Source organism: Acidovorax sp. 22279 (assembly GCF_052045435.1).
Classification (GTDB): domain Bacteria; phylum Pseudomonadota; class Gammaproteobacteria; order Burkholderiales; family Burkholderiaceae_C; genus Acidovorax; species Acidovorax delafieldii.
Map to the genome: position 1 here is coordinate 123,302 of NZ_JBQEOV010000012.1, position 19,487 is coordinate 142,788.

Genomic DNA, 19,487 nt, shown 5'->3' on the forward strand with positions numbered 1-19,487 from the left:
CCGTTCAGCGCAGAAACAGGGTCTCGCGGGGCACGTACGGTCCGCTGGACGCGCCCCAGGATTCAAACCCCAGCGCCTCGCGCATGGCCTGGGCGTAGGCGTCTTCCTGGCGCATCTTTTCGGCCAGCCATTCACCGAGCAGGCGGGACACGCTGCTGCCGCGCTTGGCGGCTTCCACGCGCACCCATTCGGCAACGGTGTCGTCCATGGTCACGGTGATGTTTTTCATGGGTTAAATATTACACGAACTTCGTGCAACACGAACTTCGTGTCGATTAAAACACCACATTCAAGCTGCCTTGCGGGGCGCCCCGCTTTGCAGCATCTGGCACGCCATGTCACCCACGGTGCGCAGCGCCTCCAGGTGGGCGGGCGTCCAGTCGCCCCCCACGCCGATGCGCAGGCAGTTGCGAAACCGTCCGCTGGCGCTGAACACCGTGCCGGGTGCGATCAGGATCTGCTGGGCCAGGCAGGCTTCGTGCAGTTGCACGGAATCGAGCGCGCGCGGCAGCTCCAGCCACAGCAGCAGGCCGCCGGGCGGGTCACTCACGCGCGTACCCTGCGGGAAGTGCGCGGCAATCACATGACGCACCTCGTCCATGCGCGCCGCCACGGCCGCGCGCAGCTGGCGCATGGCGGCGGCGTGGCCCGCCTGGGTGATGAGATCGGCCAGGGCCAGTTCCAGCACGGCGGACTGGCCGCCCGCCTGCAGGTCCTTGATGGCGCGCAGCTTGTCGGCCCAGCGGCCGGCCTCCAGCCAGCCCAGGCGCAGGCCCGGCGCCAGCGTCTTGGAGAACGAGTCGCACAGCATCACGTGGCCGGTGGTGTCGTAGGACTTGACGGTGCGGCGCATCTCGTCCACCTCGACCAGGTCGTTGTAGATCGCGTCCTCGATCACCGCCATGTCGTACCGCGCCGCCATCTGCACCAGACGCTTGCGCTCGGCCTGGGGCATGCAGCTGCCCAGCGGGTTGCTGAGCGTGGGCACCACCATCACGGCCTTGACGGGCTGGGTGTCCAACGCCAGTTGCAGCGCATCCAGCGAGAGGCCGTTGCGCGGGTGGGTGGGAATCTCCAGCGCCTTGAGGTGCAGGCCCTGCAGCACCTCCAGAAAAGAAAAATGCGTGGGCGACTCCAGCGCCACCACGTCGCCCGGCTGCGTCACCGCGCGCAGGCACAGCGCAATGGAGTCCATGCAGCCTCCGGTGATCACGATGTTCTCGGGGTCCAGGCTGCAGCCCAGGCTGACGGCATAGCGCGCCAGGGCGCGGCGCGCGTCCTCATGGCCCGACGAACCGGGGTAGGTGCACAGCAGGTTGCGGTGGCGCTGCGCGGCTCGCACCACGGCGCGGCGCACGCGGTCAGGGTTGAACAGCTCGGGGCCAGGCGTGCCGCTGCTGTACGAAATGATGTCCACCGGCTGGTTGCGCCCCAGGATGCGCTGGCCCAGCCAGTCCACCGACACCTCGCGGGGGCGGCGCATCGGGCGCGGCGTGCTGGGCTCGGGCAGGCTCACCGGCCGCGCCGCCACAAAAAAGCCGGAGCGCGGGCGCGCGGTGATCAGGCGCGCATCTTCGAGCCAGTGGTAGGCCTGCACCACCGTGGTCTGCGCCACGCCGTGCTGGCGCGCCAGCTCACGCACCGAGGGCAGCTTTTCGCCGCGCGCCAGGGTGCCGTTGCGGATCAGCTGCGCAAGCTGTTCGGCGATTTGAAGGTACAGCGGGGGTGCGTCATCGGTGGCCATGCTGCATTCTGTACTGGCACTTTGGCCGGCAGACAGTACAGAGACTGCCCAGTGCGTACAGTACAGATGGGCCGGTTCGCTGTTCTGTACTGGGCCAGATCGCACGCGCCTGTGGCTGGTGGCCCACGGCAGCTGGCCGCACAGTGAAGGCATGAACACGCTGCACGCCCCCACCCCACCGTCGCCCACGCTGCCCACCCAGCCTGCGGTGCCCCTCACCCTGCAATGGAAGCGCCAGCCCCTGCCGCCGCTGCAGGCCGTCCAGGTGCTGGACTTCCGCGCGGGCGAGATCGCCCTGCTCGAAGTCGAACAGGGCCGCGTCTGGGTGACCTGTGATGGTCTGCTGGAGGATTATTTTCTGGAGGCTGGACAGCGCCTGTCGTTCGCCGGACCTGTGCGGCTGCGCGTCAGCGCCGAAGGCCACCGGCCTGCACGGCTGAACTGGGCGCAGCACCGGGCCGTGGAAGGTGCCGCGTATCCGCCAGCGCCCTCTACAACCGCAGCGCCGGCCGCAACCCCTCAGCCCAGGACAGCAGCCCCCACGAAGGGCGCCCTGCCCCGGGGTGCCATCAGCGCGGCTTGACGGGCGTGGTCAGCCGCATCTCTGCGGCTTGCGCGTGGGCCTGCAGGCCCTCGCCATAGGCCAGCTCGGCGGCGATGGTGCCCAGCACCTGGGCACCGGCCTCGCTCACCTCAATGAGGCTGCTGCGTTTCTGGAAGTCGTACACGCCGAGCGGCGACGAGAAGCGCGCAGTGCCGCTGGTGGGCAGCACGTGGTTGGGGCCTGCGCAGTAGTCGCCCAGGCTTTCGGAGGTGTAGGCCCCCAGGAAGATCGCGCCCGCGTGGCGCAGCAACGGCTCCCAGCGGTGTGGGTCGGTGCTGCTCACTTCCAGGTGTTCCGGTGCGATGCGGTTGCTGATCGCGCAGGCTTCTTCCATGTCCTTCGTCAGGATCAGTGCGCCCCGGCCGGTGAGGCTCTTGGCGATGATCTCGGCGCGCGGCATGGTAGGCAGCAGGCGGTCGATCTCGCGCTGCACGGCGTCGAGGTAGGCGGCGTCGGGACACAGCAGGATGCTCTGGGCCAGCTCGTCGTGTTCGGCCTGGCTGAAGAGATCCATCGCCACCCAGTCGGGCGGCGTGGTGCCGTCGGCCAGCACCAGGATTTCGCTCGGGCCCGCGATCATGTCGATGCCCACGGTGCCGAACACGCGCTTCTTGGCGCTGGCCACATAGGCGTTGCCGGGGCCGGTGATCTTGTCCACCTTGGGCACGGTCTCAGTTCCATACGCCAGCGCGGCCACGGCCTGGGCGCCGCCGATGGTGAAGGCGCGGGTCACACCGGCCACGTAGGCGGCTGCCAGCACCAGCTCGTTGCGCTCGCCCTTCGTCGAGGTGCCCTCGCCCGTTCCACCGGTCGCCACGCTGCCGCGCACGGGCGTGGGCACAACCATGATGATTTCCTGCACGCCCGCCACATGGGCCGGGATGGCGTTCATCAGCAGGCTCGACGGGTAGGCGGCCTTGCCGCCGGGCACGTAGATGCCCACACGGTCCAGCGGCGTGACCTTCTGGCCCAGCAGCGTGCCGTCTTCGTCGCGGTAGCTCCAGCTCTCGCCCGAGGCCTTCTTCTGCGCTTCGTGGTAGCTGCGCACGCGCTTCGCTGCAGCCTGCAGGGCGTCGCGCTGAGCCTGTGGAATGGCGTCGAACGCGGCCTTGAAGTCGGCCTGGGTCAGCTCCAGCGCGGCCATGTCGGGCGCAGAGAGGCCGTCGAAGCGAGCGGTGTACTCCAACACCGCCGCGTCGCCGCGCTTTTGCACGTCGGCCAGGATGTCAGCCACGCGCTGCTCGATGGCCGCGTCGGTGTCGGCAGACCAATGCAGGCGGGCTGCAAAATCAGCCTCAAAAGTGGCCGCAGCGGTGGACAGACGGACGGGAGCAGCTACCAAAGTCATAGTGTCAGTCGTTGGGTGGAGGTCAGTTCTTTTCGGCCGGTATGGCTGAGGCAAACGCATCGATGATGCGGCGCAGTGGCGCCTGCTTGAGCTTGAGCGCGGCCTGGTTCACGACCAGGTAGGAGCTGATGTCCATGATGCGCTCGACTTCGATGAGGTTGTTGGCCTTGAGGGTGTTGCCGGTGGAGACCAGGTCCACGATCGCATCGGCCAGGCCCGTGAGCGGCGCCAATTCCATGCTGCCGTAGAGCTTGACCATGTCCACGTGCACGCCCTTGCTGGCAAAGAAGTCGCGCGCAATGCCGGTGTACTTGGTGGCGACCTTGAGGCGCGAGCCCTGCTTGACGGCCTGGGCGTAGTCGAAGTCGTTGCGTACGGCCACGCTCACGCGGCACTTGGCAATGCGCAGGTCCAGCGGCTGGTACAGGCCCTGGCCGCCGTGTTCGATGAGGGTGTCCTTGCCCGTCACGCCGATGTCGGCACCGCCGTATTCCACATACGTGGGCACGTCGGTGGCGCGCACCAGCACCACGCGCACATTGGGCTGGTTGGTGGGGAGGATGAGCTTGCGCGATTTTTCGGGGTCTTCGAGCACCTCGATGCCTGCAGCGGCCAGCAGCGGCAGGGTTTCGTCAAAGATGCGGCCCTTGGAAAGCGCCAGGGTGATCATGTTGCTACTGCTCATGCTTTTACTCGTTCGATGTCGGCGCCAATGCCGCGCAGTTTGGCTTCCATGCAGTCGTAGCCGCGGTCCAGGTGGTAGATGCGGTCCACCACGGTTTCGCCGTCAGCCACCAGGCCGGCAATGACGAGGCTGGCCGATGCACGCAGGTCGGTGGCCATCACGGTGGCGCCAGACAGGCGGAGCACGCCTTCGATCACCGCCACCTTGCCATCCACCTGGATTTTGGCGCCCAGGCGAACCAGCTCGTTGACGTGCATGAAACGGTTTTCAAAAATCGTCTCGGTCACCGTGGCCGTGCCCTGGGCGATGCAGTTGAGCGCCATGAACTGGGCCTGCATGTCAGTAGGGAACCCGGGGTACTCTGTGGTGCGAAAGCCCTGGGCATTGAGCGTGGCGCCGCCAGCGCTTTGCACGCGAATGCCGCCGTCCACCGCCTGCACGGAAGCGCCGGCCTCGCGCAGCTTTTCGATCACGGCGTCGAGGTGGTCGGCACGACCATGGCGCAGCACCACATCACCGCCCGTGGCGGCCACAGCGCACAGGAAGGTGCCGGCCTCAATGCGGTCGGCCACCACGCGGTGGGTGCAGCCGTGCAGCTGGTCCACGCCCTGGATGCGGATGCGGCTGGTGCCGTGGCCTTCGATCTTCGCGCCCATGGCGATCAGCATCTCGGCCAGGTCCGAAATCTCGGGCTCTTGCGCGGCGTTTTCCAGCACCGTCTCGCCCTCGGCCAGCGCAGCGGCCATGAGGAAGTTCTCGGTGCCCGTCACCGTGACCATGTCGGTGGTGATGCGCGCGCCCTTCAGGCGCTTCCAGCCCGCGGGCAGCTTGGCGATCATGTAGCCGTGTTCGACCACGATCTCGGCGCCCATGGCGGCCAGGCCCTTGATGTGCTGGTCCACCGGGCGCGAACCGATGGCGCATCCGCCGGGCAGCGACACCGTGGCCTCGCCAAAGCGCGCCAGCAGCGGGCCCAGGGCCAGCACAGAGGCGCGCATGGTCTTGACCAGTTCGTACGGGGCTTCGGGCGTGCTCAGCGCGCTGGCGTTGATATGCACGGTGCCGTCGTCGGCCCGCTCCGCCGCCACGCCCATGTTGCGGATGAGCTTGAGCATGGTGCTCACGTCCTGCAGCTGGGGCACGTTGAGCAGGGTCACAGGCTCGGCCGTGAGCAGGGCGGCACACAACTCCGGCAAGGCGGCGTTCTTGGCGCCGGAGACCAGCACCTCGCCTTGCAAGCTGCGTCCGCCGCGAATCAGGAGTTTGTCCATCTCAAATCACCAAAAATAGGGGTCAAAAGTGCCACTCGCGCTAGTGGAATATGCGCCAGCAGCTATCAAAAAGTGAGTACCAGTGGGTGTGCAGGCGCTATGGCGCCTGGGCCATCCATTCGGCCGGGGTGAAGGTTTTCATCGACAGCGCGTGCACCTCGTCGGTGTGCATTTTCGCGCCCAGCGTGGCGTACACGCGCTGGTGGCGCTGGATGGCGCGCTTGCCCTCGAACTCGGCCGAGACGATGGTGGCATACCAGTGGCGGCCATCGCCTTCGAGCGTGATGTGTTCGCAGGCCAGGCCGGCGGTGATGAGATCTTTGAGTTGGTCAGCGGTCATGGTGGGGCGCTCGGAATCAATGAGGACTGACGCAAATCGGGATGCAACAACCGCCTCGCCCTGGAGGGGAGCGCTTGCCTGAACCTTGTTTTGCGTAAGTCATGTCAGTTACGGATTTTGTAGCCCGTGCGCAGCAGGTGCACGGCCAGCGCGCTCACGGCCAGCCAGGCGATGCCCACGATGCCCAGGCTAAGCCAGGGCGAGGTGTCGCTCTGGCCGAAGAAGCCGTAGCGGAAGCCGTCGATCATGTAGAAAAACGGGTTGAGGTGGCTCACAGCCTGCCAGAACGGCGGCAGCGACTGGATCGAATAGAACACGCCCGACAGGAAGGTCATGGGCACGATGATGAAGTTCTGGAACGCGGCCATCTGGTCGAACTTGTCGGCCCAGAGCCCCGCAATCAGCCCCAGCGTGGCCAGCAATGCCGCGCCCAGCAAGGCGAACGCCAGAATCCACAGCGGCGCAGCAAATTCGGGCCGCGCAAACGCCAGCGTGACGATGAACACGCCCAGGCCCACCACCAGCCCGCGCACGATGGACGAGCCCACGTAGGCGCAGAACCAAGCCCAGTGCGACAGCGGCGTGAGCAGCACAAACACCAGGCTGCCCATGATCTTGCTCTGGATGATGCTGGACGAGCTGTTGGCAAAGGCGTTCTGCAGCACGCTCATCATCACGAGGCCCGGCACCAGGAAGGCCGTGTAGCTGATGCGGTCGTAGACCTTCACATGGTCTTCGAGCACATGGCCGAAGATCAACAGGTACAGCACGGCCGTGAGCACGGGAGCCGCGACGGTCTGGAAGCTGACCTTCCAGAAGCGCAGCACCTCTTTGTAGAACAGGGTCTGCCAGCCGGTCATAGCGCAACGCCCTCCAGTGGGATGTTGGAAGCCGACGTACCGGACATCACCTGCAGGAACACATCCTCCAGATCGGGTCGGCGAATCTCCATGTCCTGCACCTCGACCCCGGCCACGCGCAACGCAGCCAGGTGGTTTTCGATCTCTGCCGCGTCGTGCGCGGGTAATTGCACAATGCGACCGGTGACCCGCGCCACGGCGGCCAGTGCGGGCGGCAGGGCTGTGTCGGTCTTGAACTGCAGCACGCTGCCCGAGGCGGCCTTGAGCAACTCGCTGGTGCGGTTGAGCGCCACCACCTGCCCCGCCTTGAGCATGGCGATGCGGCCGCACAGGGCCTCGGCTTCTTCGAGGTAGTGGGTGGTGAGCAGCACGGTGTGCCCCTCTTTGTTCAGGCGGGCGATGAAGTGCCACAGCGTCTGGCGCAGTTCTACATCGACACCGGCCGTGGGTTCATCCAGAACGATGATGGGCGGCTTGTGCACCAGCGCCTGTGCGACCAGTACGCGGCGCTTCATGCCGCCCGACAGCTGGCGCATGTTGGCGTTGGCCTTGTCAGCCAGACCCAGGTTTTCGAGCAGCTCGTCGATCCAGGCGTCGTTGTTCTTCACGCCGAAGTAGCCCGACTGGATGCGCAGCGCCTCGCGCACGTTGAAAAAGGGGTCGAACACCAGCTCTTGCGGCACGATGCCCAGCTTGCGGCGGGCATCGGCGTACTGGGCCTGCACATCGCTGCCCTGCACCAGCACGCGGCCGCTGGTGGCACGCGCCAGGCCTGCGAGGATGCTGATCAGGGTGGTCTTGCCGGCACCATTGGGGCCCAGGAGCCCGAAGAACTCGCCCTCCTCAATGTCCAGATTGACCTGGTTCAGTGCCTGAAAAGGGCCTTTGGGCGTGGCAAAGGTCTTGGAGATGGCTTGGAAGGAGACTGCGGGCATGAAGCCTTCGATTTTAAGGCCTCAGCCCTCGGCGGGCGGGGCGGCCGCTTCAATGGCCCCTGGCGGGCGCTGTGGGCCCTCAGCTTCATGGCTTGGGGGCAGAGCCACCCGGGACCATGAAAGCTATTTCATATCAAGGTGCGGCGACCAGCAGCGCATCCACCCCATACAACCCTGCCATGCCCGCCAGACCAGCGGGCATGCCTTGCACGGCAAACTGCTTGCCTTCGGACAGGGCTTCACGCCGACATTCGAGCAGCACGGCCAAGGCCGAGGTGTCGAACACCGTCAGCCCATGGGCATCCACCACCACCGCGCTGTCGCGGTGCACCCGCAACCCCTGCTTGAGCATGTGCAGGCAGGCAGTAGCGTGGCGGTGGGTGAGTTCGGGGGGCAGCACCAGCATGGCGAGGGGGCTGTCAGCCCTTGGCAGTGCCCGCATTGGTCTTGTTGCGGGCGGCCAGTGTCTCGATCAGGCCGTCGATGCCCTTGGCATTGATCTCCTGCGCGAACTGGCCCCGGTAGGTTTCCACCAGCCAGACACCCAGCACATTCAGGTTGTAGATCTTCCAGCCTGCGCCATCACCAGGAGTCTTTTCGAGGCGGTAGTCGAGCTGGATGGGGTCGCCCCGTCCCACGATTTCGGTGCGCACCAGCACGTCCTTGTCTTCGGCGGCTGCGCGCAGGGGCTTGACCTGGATGCTCTGGTCATTGACCTGGGCCAGCGCGCCGGCATAGGTGCGCACCAGCAGGATCTTGAACTCGTCCTGCAGGCGTTTTTGCTGCTCGGGCGTGGCCTGGCGCCAGCCGGGGCCCACGGCTGCGGCGGTCATGCGGCGGAAGTTGACGTTGGGCATCACCGTTTTATCGACCAGGGCGATCACCTTGCTCAGGTCCCCGGCCTGGATGGCCTTGTCGGACTTCACCGTGTTGAGCACATCGGCGGAGAGCCGCTTGATCAGCGCGTCGGGCGCCTCGTCGGCTGCGAGGGCAGACAACGGCAGGCTCAGCATGGCACTGGCTGCAATGCAAAGGGCGGCACGGCCCAGGGAACGTCGGTTCATCATCTTCTCGGCTTTCATCGGTGCGGGCTTGTGCCCGTCAAATCATTGTGGAGGTGCGGGCCCACTGGCATGCGTCGCAGCGGTTGCGGATTGCAAGCAAGTGCAACAGGGCCAGACCCAGGGCGGCGCATCGGAGCATGTGCCCCGCCCCGGCATGCCATCAGCGCGCAGGAGGTTCCTCGGGCAGCACGCCATTGCTGGCGCCGCCGTCGTCCTTGCCATCCGCATTCTGTACCTCACCGGCATGGCTGCGTACTTGCAGGTAGACATCACGCGTAAAGCTGTATTTGTCGAGCGCGGCGCTGTCGAGCACCGAGCTGGCGCGCAACAGGTTGGCCCGCGTGTCCACCACGCGCAGGGCATACAACGAGTTGCGGGCGGAGACCGGGTCCACGTAGCTCACCACGTTGCCCTTCATGTCCACCGGCAGCGCGAATGTGTCGCGCACGGTGGAAGGCCCCAGGATGGGCAGCACCAGATACGGGCCAGTACCCACGCCCCAGCGCCCCAGGGTCAGGCCGAAGTCCTGCTTGTAGCGGTCGATGCCCAGCTCGCTGGCGATGTCCAGCAAACCACCCAGGCCCATGAACGTGTTCACATTGACCCGCATGAAGCTGGACGCAGCGGCTTCACCGCGCAGCTGCAGCACGTTGTTCACAAACGACCAGACGTCGCCCAGGTTCCCGAAGAAATTGCTGACCCCCGTGCGTACCGGTGCGGGCGTGACCTCCTTGTAGGCCGTCGCCACGGGCTTGAGCACCATGGCATCGACCTGTTCATTGAAGTTGGTCATGCTGCGGTTGTAAGACTCCAGCGGGTCGCGGGGATCAGGGTTGGCCACCGTGGCGCACCCGGTGAGCAGCACAGCACCCAGCAACAAGGCCAGGCTGACTGCCAGGCGGGACATCGACAACCTGCCGCCATCAATGCGGGCACGGAGTGTATGGAGTGAATGCATCATTTTTTCCCACCTGTCCCTGCAGGTTTTGCGCCGTCTTCGGCTTTGCTGTAAAGAAATTGTCCGATAAGGTTCTCAAGCACCACCGCCGACTGGGTAGACGTGATCGTGTCTCCCGCCGCCAGATTTTTTTCGTCGGCACCTGCCTCGATCCCGATGTACTGCTCACCCAGCAGGCCGCTGGTCAGGATCTTGAGGGAGCTGTCCTTGGGAAAGGCATAGCGGTCTTCCATGGCCAGCGTGACCCGCGCCTGGAAGGTCTTGTCGTCAAAGGTGATGGACTCCACGCGCCCCACCACCACACCCGCGCTGCGCACCGCCGCCTGGGGCTTGAGCCCGCCGATGTTGTCGAACTTGGCGGTGACACGGTAGCCCGAGTGGAATTGAAGGCTCAGCAGGTTGGCCGACTGCAGCGCCAGAAACACCAGTGCCACCGCGCCCAGCATCACGAAGAGCCCTACCCACAGATCGTTTTTGGAGCGTTGCATATGTTTGATTCCTAGAACTGCCAGCACCGCCAGCGTCAGATACTGAACATCAGTGCGGTGAGCACGAAGTCCAGTGCCAGCACCGCCAAAGACGCCATGACCACGGTGCGCGTGGTGGCGCGCGACACACCCTCAGGGGTGGGTTTGGCTGCATAGCCCTGCAGCAGCGCCACAAAAGTTACCGTGAAGCCAAAGACCACACTCTTGAGCACGCCGTTGCCCAGGTCTTTCCAGACATCCACCCCGCCCTGCATCTGGCTCCAGAACGCCCCGGGGTCAATACCGATCATGAGCACCCCGACGATCCAGCCGCCGATGATGCCCACCGCACTGAACACCGCTGCCAGCAGCGGCATGGTGATCACCCCTGCCCAGAAGCGAGGCGCCAGGATGCGCTGCACCGGGTCCACCGCCATCATCTCCATGGCGCTGAGCTGCTCCCCCGCGCGCATGAGGCCAATTTCTGCTGTGAGCGACGTGCCTGCGCGGCCCGCAAACAGCAGCGCCGTGACCACGGGGCCCAGCTCGCGCACAAGACTCAATGCCACCAGCAGGCCCAAGGCCTCTGACGAGCCATAGCGCTGCAGCGTGTAGTAGCCCTGCAAGCCCAGCACAAACCCCACGAACAGGCCCGACACGGCAATGATGGCCAGCGAATAATTGCCCAGGAAATGCACCTGGTCGCGCACCAGCGAGGGCCGCATCAAGGTCGCACCCAGGAGCCGCACCAGCCGCCCAAACAACCGCGCGCCCATGCCGATGTCAGCCAGCTTGTGGCGCACAGCAAAACCGACGTCGGAGGGCTTGTACCAACTCACAGCGCACGTCCTCCTGCAGGTCCGAAATCCTCGGCAACGGCCGGGCCGGGGTAATGAAACGGCACCGGGCCAGTCGGTAGAGCGTTGACAAACTGGTGCACCAGCGGGTCACGGCTGGCGAGGACCTCCTCAGGCGTGCCCTGCGCCGCCACAACGCCTTCGCCCAGGATAATCACATGGTCCGCCAGGCGGAAAGTCTCCTCCAGGTCATGCGACACCACGATGCTGGTGAGGCCCATGGCGTCGTTGAGCTGACGGATCAACTGCGCAGCCGTGCCCAACGAGATGGGGTCCAGGCCCGCAAAGGGTTCGTCGTACATGACCAGTTCCGGGTCCAGCACGATCGCTCGGGCCAGCGCCACGCGGCGCGCCATGCCACCCGATATCTGGCCGGGCATCAGGTCGCGTGCACCACGCAGGCCCACCGCATGCAGCTTCATCAGCACCACATCGCGGATCAGTTCCTCGGACAAATCGGTGTGCTCACGCAGCGGAAAGGCCACGTTCTCAAACACGCTCAGGTCTGTGAACAGCGCGCCGAACTGGAACAACATGCCCATGCGCCGGCGCGCAGCGTACAAAGCCTGCACGTCCATGCGCCCCACGTCCTGACCGTTGACCAACACCTGGCCACTCTGGGCCCTGTGCTGCCCCCCAAGCAGGCGCAGCACCGTCGTCTTGCCCCCACCCGATGCGCCCATCAGCGCCGTGACCTTGCCGCGCGGCACCGCCAGGGTCACGTCGCGCAGGATCACGCGGTCACCGTACGAAAACGTGACGTTGCACAACTCGGCAAGAAATGTGGACTCGGGCATGCAAGAAATGGATGTCTGATCTGAGGCCTGCCAAAACAGCATCCGCCCCCGGAAAATGGAGCGCAGATGGTAGCCGAAGACACAAACATACATTCATGCATGTTTGTAAAGAAAAAGCACAACCGCCAGCGATCCCGACCGAGCGAGACCGAGGCAAGCCCGGATTGACAGAACCCCTGATTGTGCCAACAAAGCGTCCAGAAGGCTGACGCCCGGCCATTGCCCCACCGTCAAAGGCCCCGTCAACACAAACGGCGCCCGAAGGCGCCGTTGCTTGGAGGGTGCGAGAAACCGCAGGATCAGCGCGGCAGGTCCGAATATCCCATCAGGAACTCGTCCACCGCACGCGCGGCCTGGCGGCCTTCACGGATGGCCCAAACCACCAGTGACTGGCCCCGGCGGATATCGCCCGCCGCAAACACCTTAGGCACGTTGGTGGCATAACCGCCGTCAAAGTCCGTGGTGGCGCGGGCATTGCCTCGGGCATCCTTCTCGACGCCGAAAGCCTCCAGCACCGGCGCGACCGGGCTCACAAAACCCATGGCCAGCAACACCAGATCGGCCTGGTAGTGTTTTTCGGTGCCGGGAATCTCGACCAGCTTGCCGTCCTTGAACTCGACCTGCACCGTAGTCAGGCTCTTGACCTTGCCCTTTTCGCCCGTGAACTCCTTGGTGGAGATCGCGAACTCGCGCACGCAACCTTCTTCATGGCTGGAGCTGGTGCGCAGCTTGAGTGGCCAGTAAGGCCACGTCAGGGGGCGGTTTTCCACTTCAGGGGGCTGGGGCATCACCTCGAACTGGGTGACGCTGGCTGCACCATGGCGATTGCTGGTACCCACGCAGTCGCTGCCGGTGTCGCCGCCGCCGATCACGATCACATGCTTGCCCGTCGCCATGATCTGGCCCTTGAGCTTGTCGCCCGCGTTGACCTTGTTCTGCTGGGGCAGGAATTCCATGGCGAAGTGAATGCCGTCAAGTTCACGGCCTGGCACAGGCAGGTCGCGCGACTGCTCGGCGCCACCGGTGAGCAGCACGGCGTCAAACTCCTTGTTCAGCTGTTCGGGCGTGACGGTTTCCTTGGCCCAGTTGGTGACTTTGGAATCCTTGCCCAGGCCGTCCTTCGCGGCGCCCACGAATACACCGGTGCGAATCACCACACCTTCGGCTTCGAGCTGCTTCACGCGGCGGTCGATGTGCGACTTCTCCATCTTGAAGTCGGGGATGCCGTAGCGCAGCAGGCCGCCCACACGGTCGTTTTTCTCGAACAGCGTGACGCTGTGGCCAGCGCGGGCCAGTTGCTGCGCAGCCGCCAGACCTGCGGGGCCGGAGCCCACCACAGCCACCTTCTTGCCCGTCTGGTGCTTGGCGGGGCGCGGCTGCACCCAGCCTTCGGCCCAGGCGCGGTCGATGATCGCGTGCTCAATGCTCTTGATGCCCACAGCGTCGTCGTTCACGTTGAGCACACAGGCAGCCTCGCAAGGCGCGGGGCAGATGCGGCCGGTGAACTCGGGGAAGTTGTTGGTGCTGTGCAGCACCTCGATCGCGCTCTTCCAGTCCGCGTGGTACACGAGGTCGTTGAAGTCGGGAATGATGTTGTTCACCGGGCAGCCGTTGTTGCAGAACGGCGTGCCGCAGTCCATGCAGCGCGCGCCTTGCACCTTGGCCTGGCTCTCATCGAGCCCGACGACAAATTCCTTGTAATGCTTCAGGCGCTCGGGCACGGGCTTGTAGCCCTCTTCGATGCGCTCGTATTCCATGAAGCCGGTAGTTTTTCCCATGACGATGTCCTTGTCTATGAATGCTGTGCGAAGGGGGATGGCGTCGCCTTACTTGGCGGGAGCCACTTCTTTTTTGGTAGCAGCTACCGCTGGTGTAGCGGACTCCTCCAGCACTTTTCGTTCATAAATTTCAGCCAACGCACGCTTGTACTCGGTCGGGAAGACCTTGACGAACTTGCTGCGCGATGCGGCCCAGTTGTCCAGCAGCTCGCGCGCGCGCTTGCTGCCCGTCCAGCGGTTGTGGTCTTCCAGCAGCTTCTTGAGCTGGGCCTCGTCCGTCTGGCCGTTGTGCCAGATCGAGCGGGGGACCGTGGCTTCCTGCTCGGTGGCGGGCAGGATGCGCTCCAGCGTCACCATCGACAGGTTGCAGCGTGTGTCGAACTGTCCGTCTTCGTCGTACACATACGCTACGCCGCCGCTCATGCCTGCTGCAAAGTTGCGGCCGGTCTTGCCGAGCACCACCACCGTACCGCCAGTCATGTACTCGCAGCCATGGTCGCCCGTACCTTCGACGACGGCCGTGGCACCCGACAGACGCACCGCAAAGCGTTCACCGGCCACGCCGCTGAAGAAAGCCTCACCGGTGGTAGCGCCGTACATCACGGTGTTGCCCACAATGGTGTTGCGCACCGCCTCACCCCGGAAGTCGATGCTGGGGCGCACGATCACGCGGCCGCCCGACAGGCCCTTGCCCGTGTAGTCATTGGCATCGCCAATCAGGTACAGCGTGATGCCGCGCGTCAGGAACGCACCGAACGACTGGCCGCCCGTGCCTTCCAGCTGGATGCGGATGGTGTCGTCCGGCAGGCCCTCGGGGTGCACACGGGTGACCGCACCGGACAGCATCGCGCCGACCGAGCGGTTCACGTTGCGTGCCACTTCAATGAACTGCACGCGCTCACCCTTTTCGATGGCAGGCTTGCTGCGCTCAATGAGCTTGCGGTCCAGTGTGTGCTCGATGTTGTGATCCTGCACGTCCACGTGGAAGCGGGGCACATCGGCGGGCACGTTCGGCTGTGCAAACAGGCGGCTGAAGTCCAGGCCGCGTGCCTTCCAGTGTTCCAGGCCCTGGCGCATGTCGAGCAGGTCGGTGCGGCCGATCAGGTCGTCGAACTTGCGGATGCCCAGCTGGGCCATGATCTGGCGCACTTCTTCGGCGATGAAGAAGAAGTAGTTGACCACGTGCTCAGGCTTGCCCGAGAACTTCTTGCGCAGCTCGGGGTCTTGCGTGGCCACGCCCACGGGGCAGGTGTTCAGGTGGCACTTGCGCATCATGATGCAGCCTTCCACCACCAGCGGCGCCGTGGCAAAGCCGAACTCGTCAGCACCCAGCAGTGCGCCGATGGCGACATCGCGGCCGGTCTTCATCTGGCCGTCGGCCTGCACACGGATGCGGCCGCGCAGGCGGTTCAGCACCAGCGTCTGCTGGGTTTCGGCCAGGCCGATTTCCCACGGACCGCCCGCGTGCTTGATGGACGACCAGGGCGAGGCGCCCGTGCCGCCGTCATGCCCTGCGATCACCACGTGGTCGCTCTTGCACTTGGCCACGCCTGCGGCGATGGTGCCCACACCCACTTCGGAGACCAGCTTGACGCTGATGCCTGCGTGCGGTGCGACATTCTTCAGATCGTGGATCAGCTGGGCCAAGTCCTCGATGGAGTAGATGTCGTGGTGCGGCGGTGGCGAAATCAGGCCCACACCCGGCACACTGTGGCGCAGCTTGCCGATGTAGTTGGACACCTTTCCGCCAGGCAGCTGACCGCCCTCGCCGGGCTTGGCCCCCTGGGCCATCTTGATCTGGATCTGATCGGCGGACGACAGGTACTCCGCCGTCACGCCGAAGCGGCCCGACGCCACCTGCTTGATGCGGCTGCGCAGCGAATCGCCGTCCTGCAGGGGCAAATCAACCTCGACGTTCTCGGCGCCGATCACGCTCTTCAGGGTGTCGCCCTTCTTGATCGGGATGCCCTTGAGTTCGTTGCGGTAGCGTGCCGCGTCCTCGCCACCTTCACCGGTGTTGCTCTTGCCGCCAATGCGGTTCATGGCCACGGCCAGTGTGGCGTGCGCCTCGGTGGAGATGGAGCCCAGCGACATGGCGCCCGTGGCGAAGCGCTTGACGATTTCCTTGGCAGGTTCGACCTCATCAATCGAGATCGCCTTGGACGGATCGATCTTGAACTCGAACAGGCCGCGCAGCGTCATGTGGCGCTTGCTCTGGTCGTTGATGATCTGTGCGTATTCCTTGTACGTGTTCCAGTTGTTGGCGCGCGTGCTGTGCTGCAGCTTGGCAATCGCGTCAGGCGTCCACATGTGGTCTTCGCCACGGGCGCGCCAAGCGTATTCGCCACCGGCGTCCAGCATGGTTTCGAGCACAGGGTCATCACCAAATGCGGCCTTGTGCATGCGGATGGCTTCTTCAGCGATCTCGAACACGCCGATACCTTCCACGCGGCTGGCGGTGCCGGTGAAGTACTTGCCCACGGTTTCCGTGTTCAGGCCGATGGCCTCGAACAGCTGGGCGCCGCAGTAGCTCATGTAGGTGCTCACGCCCATCTTGGACATGATCTTGGACAGTCCCTTGCCGATGGCCTTGACGTAGTTGTAGATGGCCTTGTCGGCCGACAGGTCGCCGCCCAGGTCCTTGTGCATTTCGGCCAGGGTTTCCATGGCCAGGTAGGGGTGCACAGCCTCGGCGCCGTAGCCAGCCAGCACGGCGAAGTGGTGCACCTCGCGCGCAGTACCCGTTTCGACCACCAAGCCGGCCGTGGTGCGCAGGCCTGCGCCCACCAGGTGCTGATGGATGGCCGACAGCGCCAGCAGCGCGGGAATGGCCACTTGCGTCGCGCTAACGGCACGGTCGCTGATGATGAGAATGTTGGCACCGCCCTTGATGGCATCAACGGCCTGCGCGCACAGCGAGGCCAGCTTGGCTTCCACGCCCTCACGGCCCCAGCTCAGCGGGTAGGTGATGTCGATGGTGGCGCTCTTGAACTTGCCTTGCGTGTACTTCTCGATGTCGCGCAGCTTGGCCATGTCGGCAAAGTCGAGCACGGGCTGGCTCACTTCGAGCCGCATCGGTGGGTTGACCTGGTTGATGTCCAGCAGGTTGGGCTTGGGGCCGATGAAGCTGTTCAGCGACATCACGATGGCCTCGCGGATCGGGTCGATCGGCGGGTTGGTCACCTGGGCGAACAGTTGCTTGAAGTAGTTGTACAGCGGCTTGTTCTTGCCCGACAGCACGGCCAGCGGACTGTCGTTGCCCATGGAGCCGATGCCTTCTTCGCCGTTTTTGGCCATGGGCGCCATCAGGAACTTGATGTCTTCCTGGGTGTAGCCAAAGGCCTGCTGGCGATCCAGCAACGGCAGGCTGGCAGCTGCAGGGACCGCGGCGGCTTCGCCCGTCTCGATGCTGTCCAGCTTGATCCGCAGGTTTTCGATCCACTGCTTGTAGGGCTTGGTGTTGACGATGTTGGCCTTCAGCTCGTCGTCGTCGATCATGCGGCCTTGTTCCAGGTCGATCAGGAACATCTTGCCGGGCTGCAGGCGCCACTTGCGCACGATCTTGTTCTCGGGCACGGGCAGCACGCCCGACTCAGAGCCCATGATGACCAGATCGTCGTCGGTGATGCAGTAACGCGAGGGTCGCAGGCCGTTGCGGTCCAGCGTGGCGCCGATCTGGCGGCCGTCGGTGAACACGATGGAGGCCGGACCGTCCCAAGGCTCCAGCATGGCGGCGTGGTATTCATAGAAGGCGCGGCGGCGCTCGTCCATGGTGGTGTGCTGCTCCCAGGGCTCCGGGATCATCATCATCACGGCCTGGCTGATGGGGTAGCCGGCCATGGTCAGCAGTTCGAGGCAGTTGTCGAACGTGGCGGTATCGGACTGGTCGGCAAAGCTGATGGGGTAGAGCTTTTGCAGGTCGGCCGCGAGCACGGGCGATGCCATCACACCTTCGCGGGCCTTCATCCAGTTGTAGTTGCCCTTGACGGTGTTGATCTCACCGTTGTGCGCCACATAGCGGTAGGGGTGGGCCAGCGGCCACTCGGGGAAGGTGTTGGTGGAGAAACGCTGGTGCACCAAACCAATGGCCGAGACGCAGCGCTCGTCGGACAGGTCTTTGTAGTACACGCCCACCTGGTCGGCCAGCAGCAGGCCCTTGTAGACCACGGTGCGGCTGGACATCGAGGGAACGTAGTATTCCTTGCTGTGCTTGAGCTTCAGTGCCTGGATGTTGGCGCTGGCCGTCTTGCGGATCACGTACAGCTTGCGCTCCAGCGCGTCCTGCACGATCACGTCGTTGCCACGGCCGATGAACACCTGACGCAGGATGGGCTCCTTCTTGCGCACAGTGGGGGACATGGGCATGTCCACATTCACCGGCACATCGCGCCAGCCCAGCAGTACCTGGCCTTCGGCCTTGATGGCGCGCTCCATCTCCTGCTCGCAAGCCAGACGCGAGGCATGCTCCTTGGGCAGGAAGATCATGCCCACACCGTATTCTCCAGCCGCTGGCAGGGTCACGCCTTGCTTGGCCATTTCTTCGCGGTACAGCGCGTCAGGGATCTGGATCAGGATGCCGGCGCCGTCGCCCATCAGCGGGTCGGCACCCACCGCGCCACGGTGGTCAATGTTTTCCAGAATCTTAAGGGCCTGCGTCACGATGTCGTGGCGCTTGATGCCCTTGATGTGGGCCACAAACCCGAGGCCGCAGGCGTCGTGTTCGTTACCCGATGAATACAAACCGTGTTGTTGCAGATGCTGGATCTCGGCAGCCGTGGTCATGGCGCACTCCTATATTTTTCGCAGGGGAGCCGAGGTTAGTGCATTGCAGCATATTTTGGCAAGCAGTTTAATTGGGGTCAGATTCTCATTAAGCAAACCATGAATCACACGAGCATATTATTGGGGACATATTAAAATCAATAGCAATGAGACCAATGATTTCAAGCGCCATCGTCGGTTTTCGCATGATTTTTTGCCATTCGAGGCCTGCCAGGCATTCCCCGGGTCACGCGGCGCGGGGTCTGCTGTTGCAGGCCCGCAAGAAACTCGGTGTCGCCCAAAGCCCACCCGCTGAGTGCCGAGTCGGTCAAAGCCGTTTGCACCGACGCCCCTAGGCCCGCCTGCACCAGTGCGGCATAGGCGGCCTCGCGCGCAAACGGGGTGTTGCCCAAAGCCCAATACAGCGCATGGGGCGTCAACCACCGGTCGTTACGCAAGCCCAACCAGTGTGCATGGCTGGACCAGGCGTAGTCAGCGGGCTGCTGCACCAATCCGGCCCGTACAGGGTTGAGGTCCAGGTACACCATGCACGCCAGCAAATACCGTTCCGGCTGCAATACCGTGGAACGGTAGCGCCCCTCCCACAAAGTACCAGTGCGGGCATGCCGGCGGTTGAAGTACTGCACATACCGACGCCCCACCGCCTGCATCATCTGGGGCAGTCCGTCTTGTGAGGCTGGCGTAACCAGCAGGTGAAAGTGGTTGTCCATCAGCACATAGGCATGGACGGCCACGGCATATTTCTGCGCGTTGTCCATCAACAGCGCCAGCAGCGCGTCGAAATCTTCCACTCCGCGGAAGATCGGCTGACGGTTGTTGCCCCGCAGGATGACGTGGTGCAAATGACCCGGCAGGGTCAGGCGTGGCAAACGGGCCATGGGTCTTGATCAGGAATATGGGAGTCACGATCATAGACCTGTCCCCCATTTCTCATCGATGCAAGCTGGCGACGCCCATCATCCGCCACGAAGATAGCGAGGCGCATGCTTGATTCTGG

At 64.4% G+C, this 19,487-nt stretch carries 18 protein-coding genes; 1 reads left to right on the forward strand and 17 read right to left on the reverse strand.

Going from position 1 to position 19,487, the window contains the following annotated elements:
• Positions 1–4 precede the first annotated feature (4 nt).
• Both ACTJKQ_RS16730 and ACTJKQ_RS16735 read right to left on the reverse strand, forming a co-directional pair.
• Positions 5–229 carry a hypothetical protein gene (locus tag ACTJKQ_RS16730; RefSeq protein WP_015012682.1) on the reverse strand — a complete coding sequence of 75 codons (225 nt, stop codon included), beginning with the start codon at positions 227–229 and terminating at the stop codon, positions 5–7.
• 60 nt (positions 230–289) lie between these two features.
• Positions 290–1,744: a PLP-dependent aminotransferase family protein gene (locus tag ACTJKQ_RS16735; protein WP_440597476.1), complete on the reverse strand. Its 1,455-nt coding sequence runs from the start codon at positions 1,742–1,744 to the stop codon at positions 290–292.
• 151 nt (positions 1,745–1,895) lie between these two features.
• Here ACTJKQ_RS16735 and ACTJKQ_RS16740 point away from each other — a divergent pair, with 151 nt between their 5' ends.
• A complete protein-coding gene (locus tag ACTJKQ_RS16740) occupies positions 1,896–2,327 on the forward strand; it encodes a DUF2917 domain-containing protein (protein WP_440597477.1) in 432 nt (143 codons plus the stop codon).
• Here ACTJKQ_RS16740 and hisD read toward each other — a convergent pair.
• From hisD to ACTJKQ_RS16815, 15 genes are all read right to left on the reverse strand, one after another.
• Positions 2,314–3,696, reverse strand: coding sequence for a histidinol dehydrogenase (hisD, locus tag ACTJKQ_RS16745; RefSeq protein WP_440597478.1), 1,383 nt, complete (start codon positions 3,694–3,696; stop codon positions 2,314–2,316). The two genes, ACTJKQ_RS16740 and hisD, sit on opposite strands and share 14 nt — an antisense overlap.
• Positions 3,697–3,718: 22 nt before the next feature.
• The gene (hisG, locus tag ACTJKQ_RS16750) at positions 3,719–4,366 is read right to left on the reverse strand and encodes an ATP phosphoribosyltransferase (protein WP_056641761.1); all 648 of its coding nucleotides are present in this window, start codon (positions 4,364–4,366) and stop codon (positions 3,719–3,721) included.
• Positions 4,367–4,377: 11 nt separating this feature from the next.
• Positions 4,378–5,652, reverse strand: a complete 1,275-nt coding sequence (gene murA / locus ACTJKQ_RS16755) for a UDP-N-acetylglucosamine 1-carboxyvinyltransferase (protein ID WP_440597479.1) — start codon at positions 5,650–5,652, stop codon at positions 4,378–4,380.
• 97 nt (positions 5,653–5,749) lie between these two features.
• Entirely contained in the window at positions 5,750–5,992 is a 243-nt protein-coding gene (locus ACTJKQ_RS16760; protein ID WP_440597480.1) for a BolA family protein, read from the reverse strand.
• 104 nt (positions 5,993–6,096) lie between these two features.
• On the reverse strand, positions 6,097–6,852 hold the full coding sequence (locus tag ACTJKQ_RS16765) for an ABC transporter permease (RefSeq protein ID WP_056060224.1): 756 nt from the start codon (positions 6,850–6,852) through the stop codon (positions 6,097–6,099).
• Positions 6,849–7,787 carry an ABC transporter ATP-binding protein gene (locus ACTJKQ_RS16770; RefSeq protein WP_015012675.1) on the reverse strand — a complete coding sequence of 313 codons (939 nt, stop codon included), beginning with the start codon at positions 7,785–7,787 and terminating at the stop codon, positions 6,849–6,851. Before ACTJKQ_RS16770 ends, ACTJKQ_RS16765 begins: the two co-directional genes overlap by 4 nt.
• Positions 7,788–7,920: 133 nt before the next feature.
• A complete protein-coding gene (locus ACTJKQ_RS16775; protein ID WP_440597481.1) occupies positions 7,921–8,193 on the reverse strand; it encodes an STAS domain-containing protein in 273 nt (90 codons plus the stop codon).
• A gap of 13 nt (positions 8,194–8,206) precedes the next feature.
• Positions 8,207–8,854, reverse strand: a complete 648-nt coding sequence (locus ACTJKQ_RS16780) for an MlaC/ttg2D family ABC transporter substrate-binding protein (protein ID WP_440597516.1) — start codon at positions 8,852–8,854, stop codon at positions 8,207–8,209.
• A 157-nt stretch (positions 8,855–9,011) separates the two neighbouring features.
• Positions 9,012–9,758, reverse strand: coding sequence for an MlaA family lipoprotein (locus ACTJKQ_RS16785; RefSeq protein WP_440597482.1), 747 nt, complete (start codon positions 9,756–9,758; stop codon positions 9,012–9,014).
• Positions 9,759–9,808: 50 nt separating this feature from the next.
• A complete protein-coding gene (gene mlaD, locus ACTJKQ_RS16790) occupies positions 9,809–10,297 on the reverse strand; it encodes an outer membrane lipid asymmetry maintenance protein MlaD (RefSeq protein ID WP_056060215.1) in 489 nt (162 codons plus the stop codon).
• Between the two features lie 35 nt (positions 10,298–10,332).
• The gene (mlaE, locus tag ACTJKQ_RS16795) at positions 10,333–11,115 is read right to left on the reverse strand and encodes a lipid asymmetry maintenance ABC transporter permease subunit MlaE (RefSeq protein WP_099731118.1); all 783 of its coding nucleotides are present in this window, start codon (positions 11,113–11,115) and stop codon (positions 10,333–10,335) included.
• Positions 11,112–11,930, reverse strand: a complete 819-nt coding sequence (locus ACTJKQ_RS16800) for an ABC transporter ATP-binding protein (RefSeq protein WP_440597483.1) — start codon at positions 11,928–11,930, stop codon at positions 11,112–11,114. The genes mlaE and ACTJKQ_RS16800 overlap by 4 nt, the downstream gene beginning before the upstream one ends.
• A 299-nt stretch (positions 11,931–12,229) precedes the next feature.
• Entirely contained in the window at positions 12,230–13,708 is a 1,479-nt protein-coding gene (locus tag ACTJKQ_RS16805) for a glutamate synthase subunit beta (protein ID WP_056060207.1), read from the reverse strand.
• Positions 13,709–13,756: 48 nt separating this feature from the next.
• Positions 13,757–18,490, reverse strand: coding sequence for a glutamate synthase-related protein (locus ACTJKQ_RS16810; protein WP_116749021.1), 4,734 nt, complete (start codon positions 18,488–18,490; stop codon positions 13,757–13,759).
• A gap of 161 nt (positions 18,491–18,651) precedes the next feature.
• On the reverse strand, positions 18,652–19,368 hold the full coding sequence (locus ACTJKQ_RS16815; protein WP_440597484.1) for an REP-associated tyrosine transposase: 717 nt from the start codon (positions 19,366–19,368) through the stop codon (positions 18,652–18,654).
• Between the last annotated feature and the right edge of the window lie 119 nt (positions 19,369–19,487).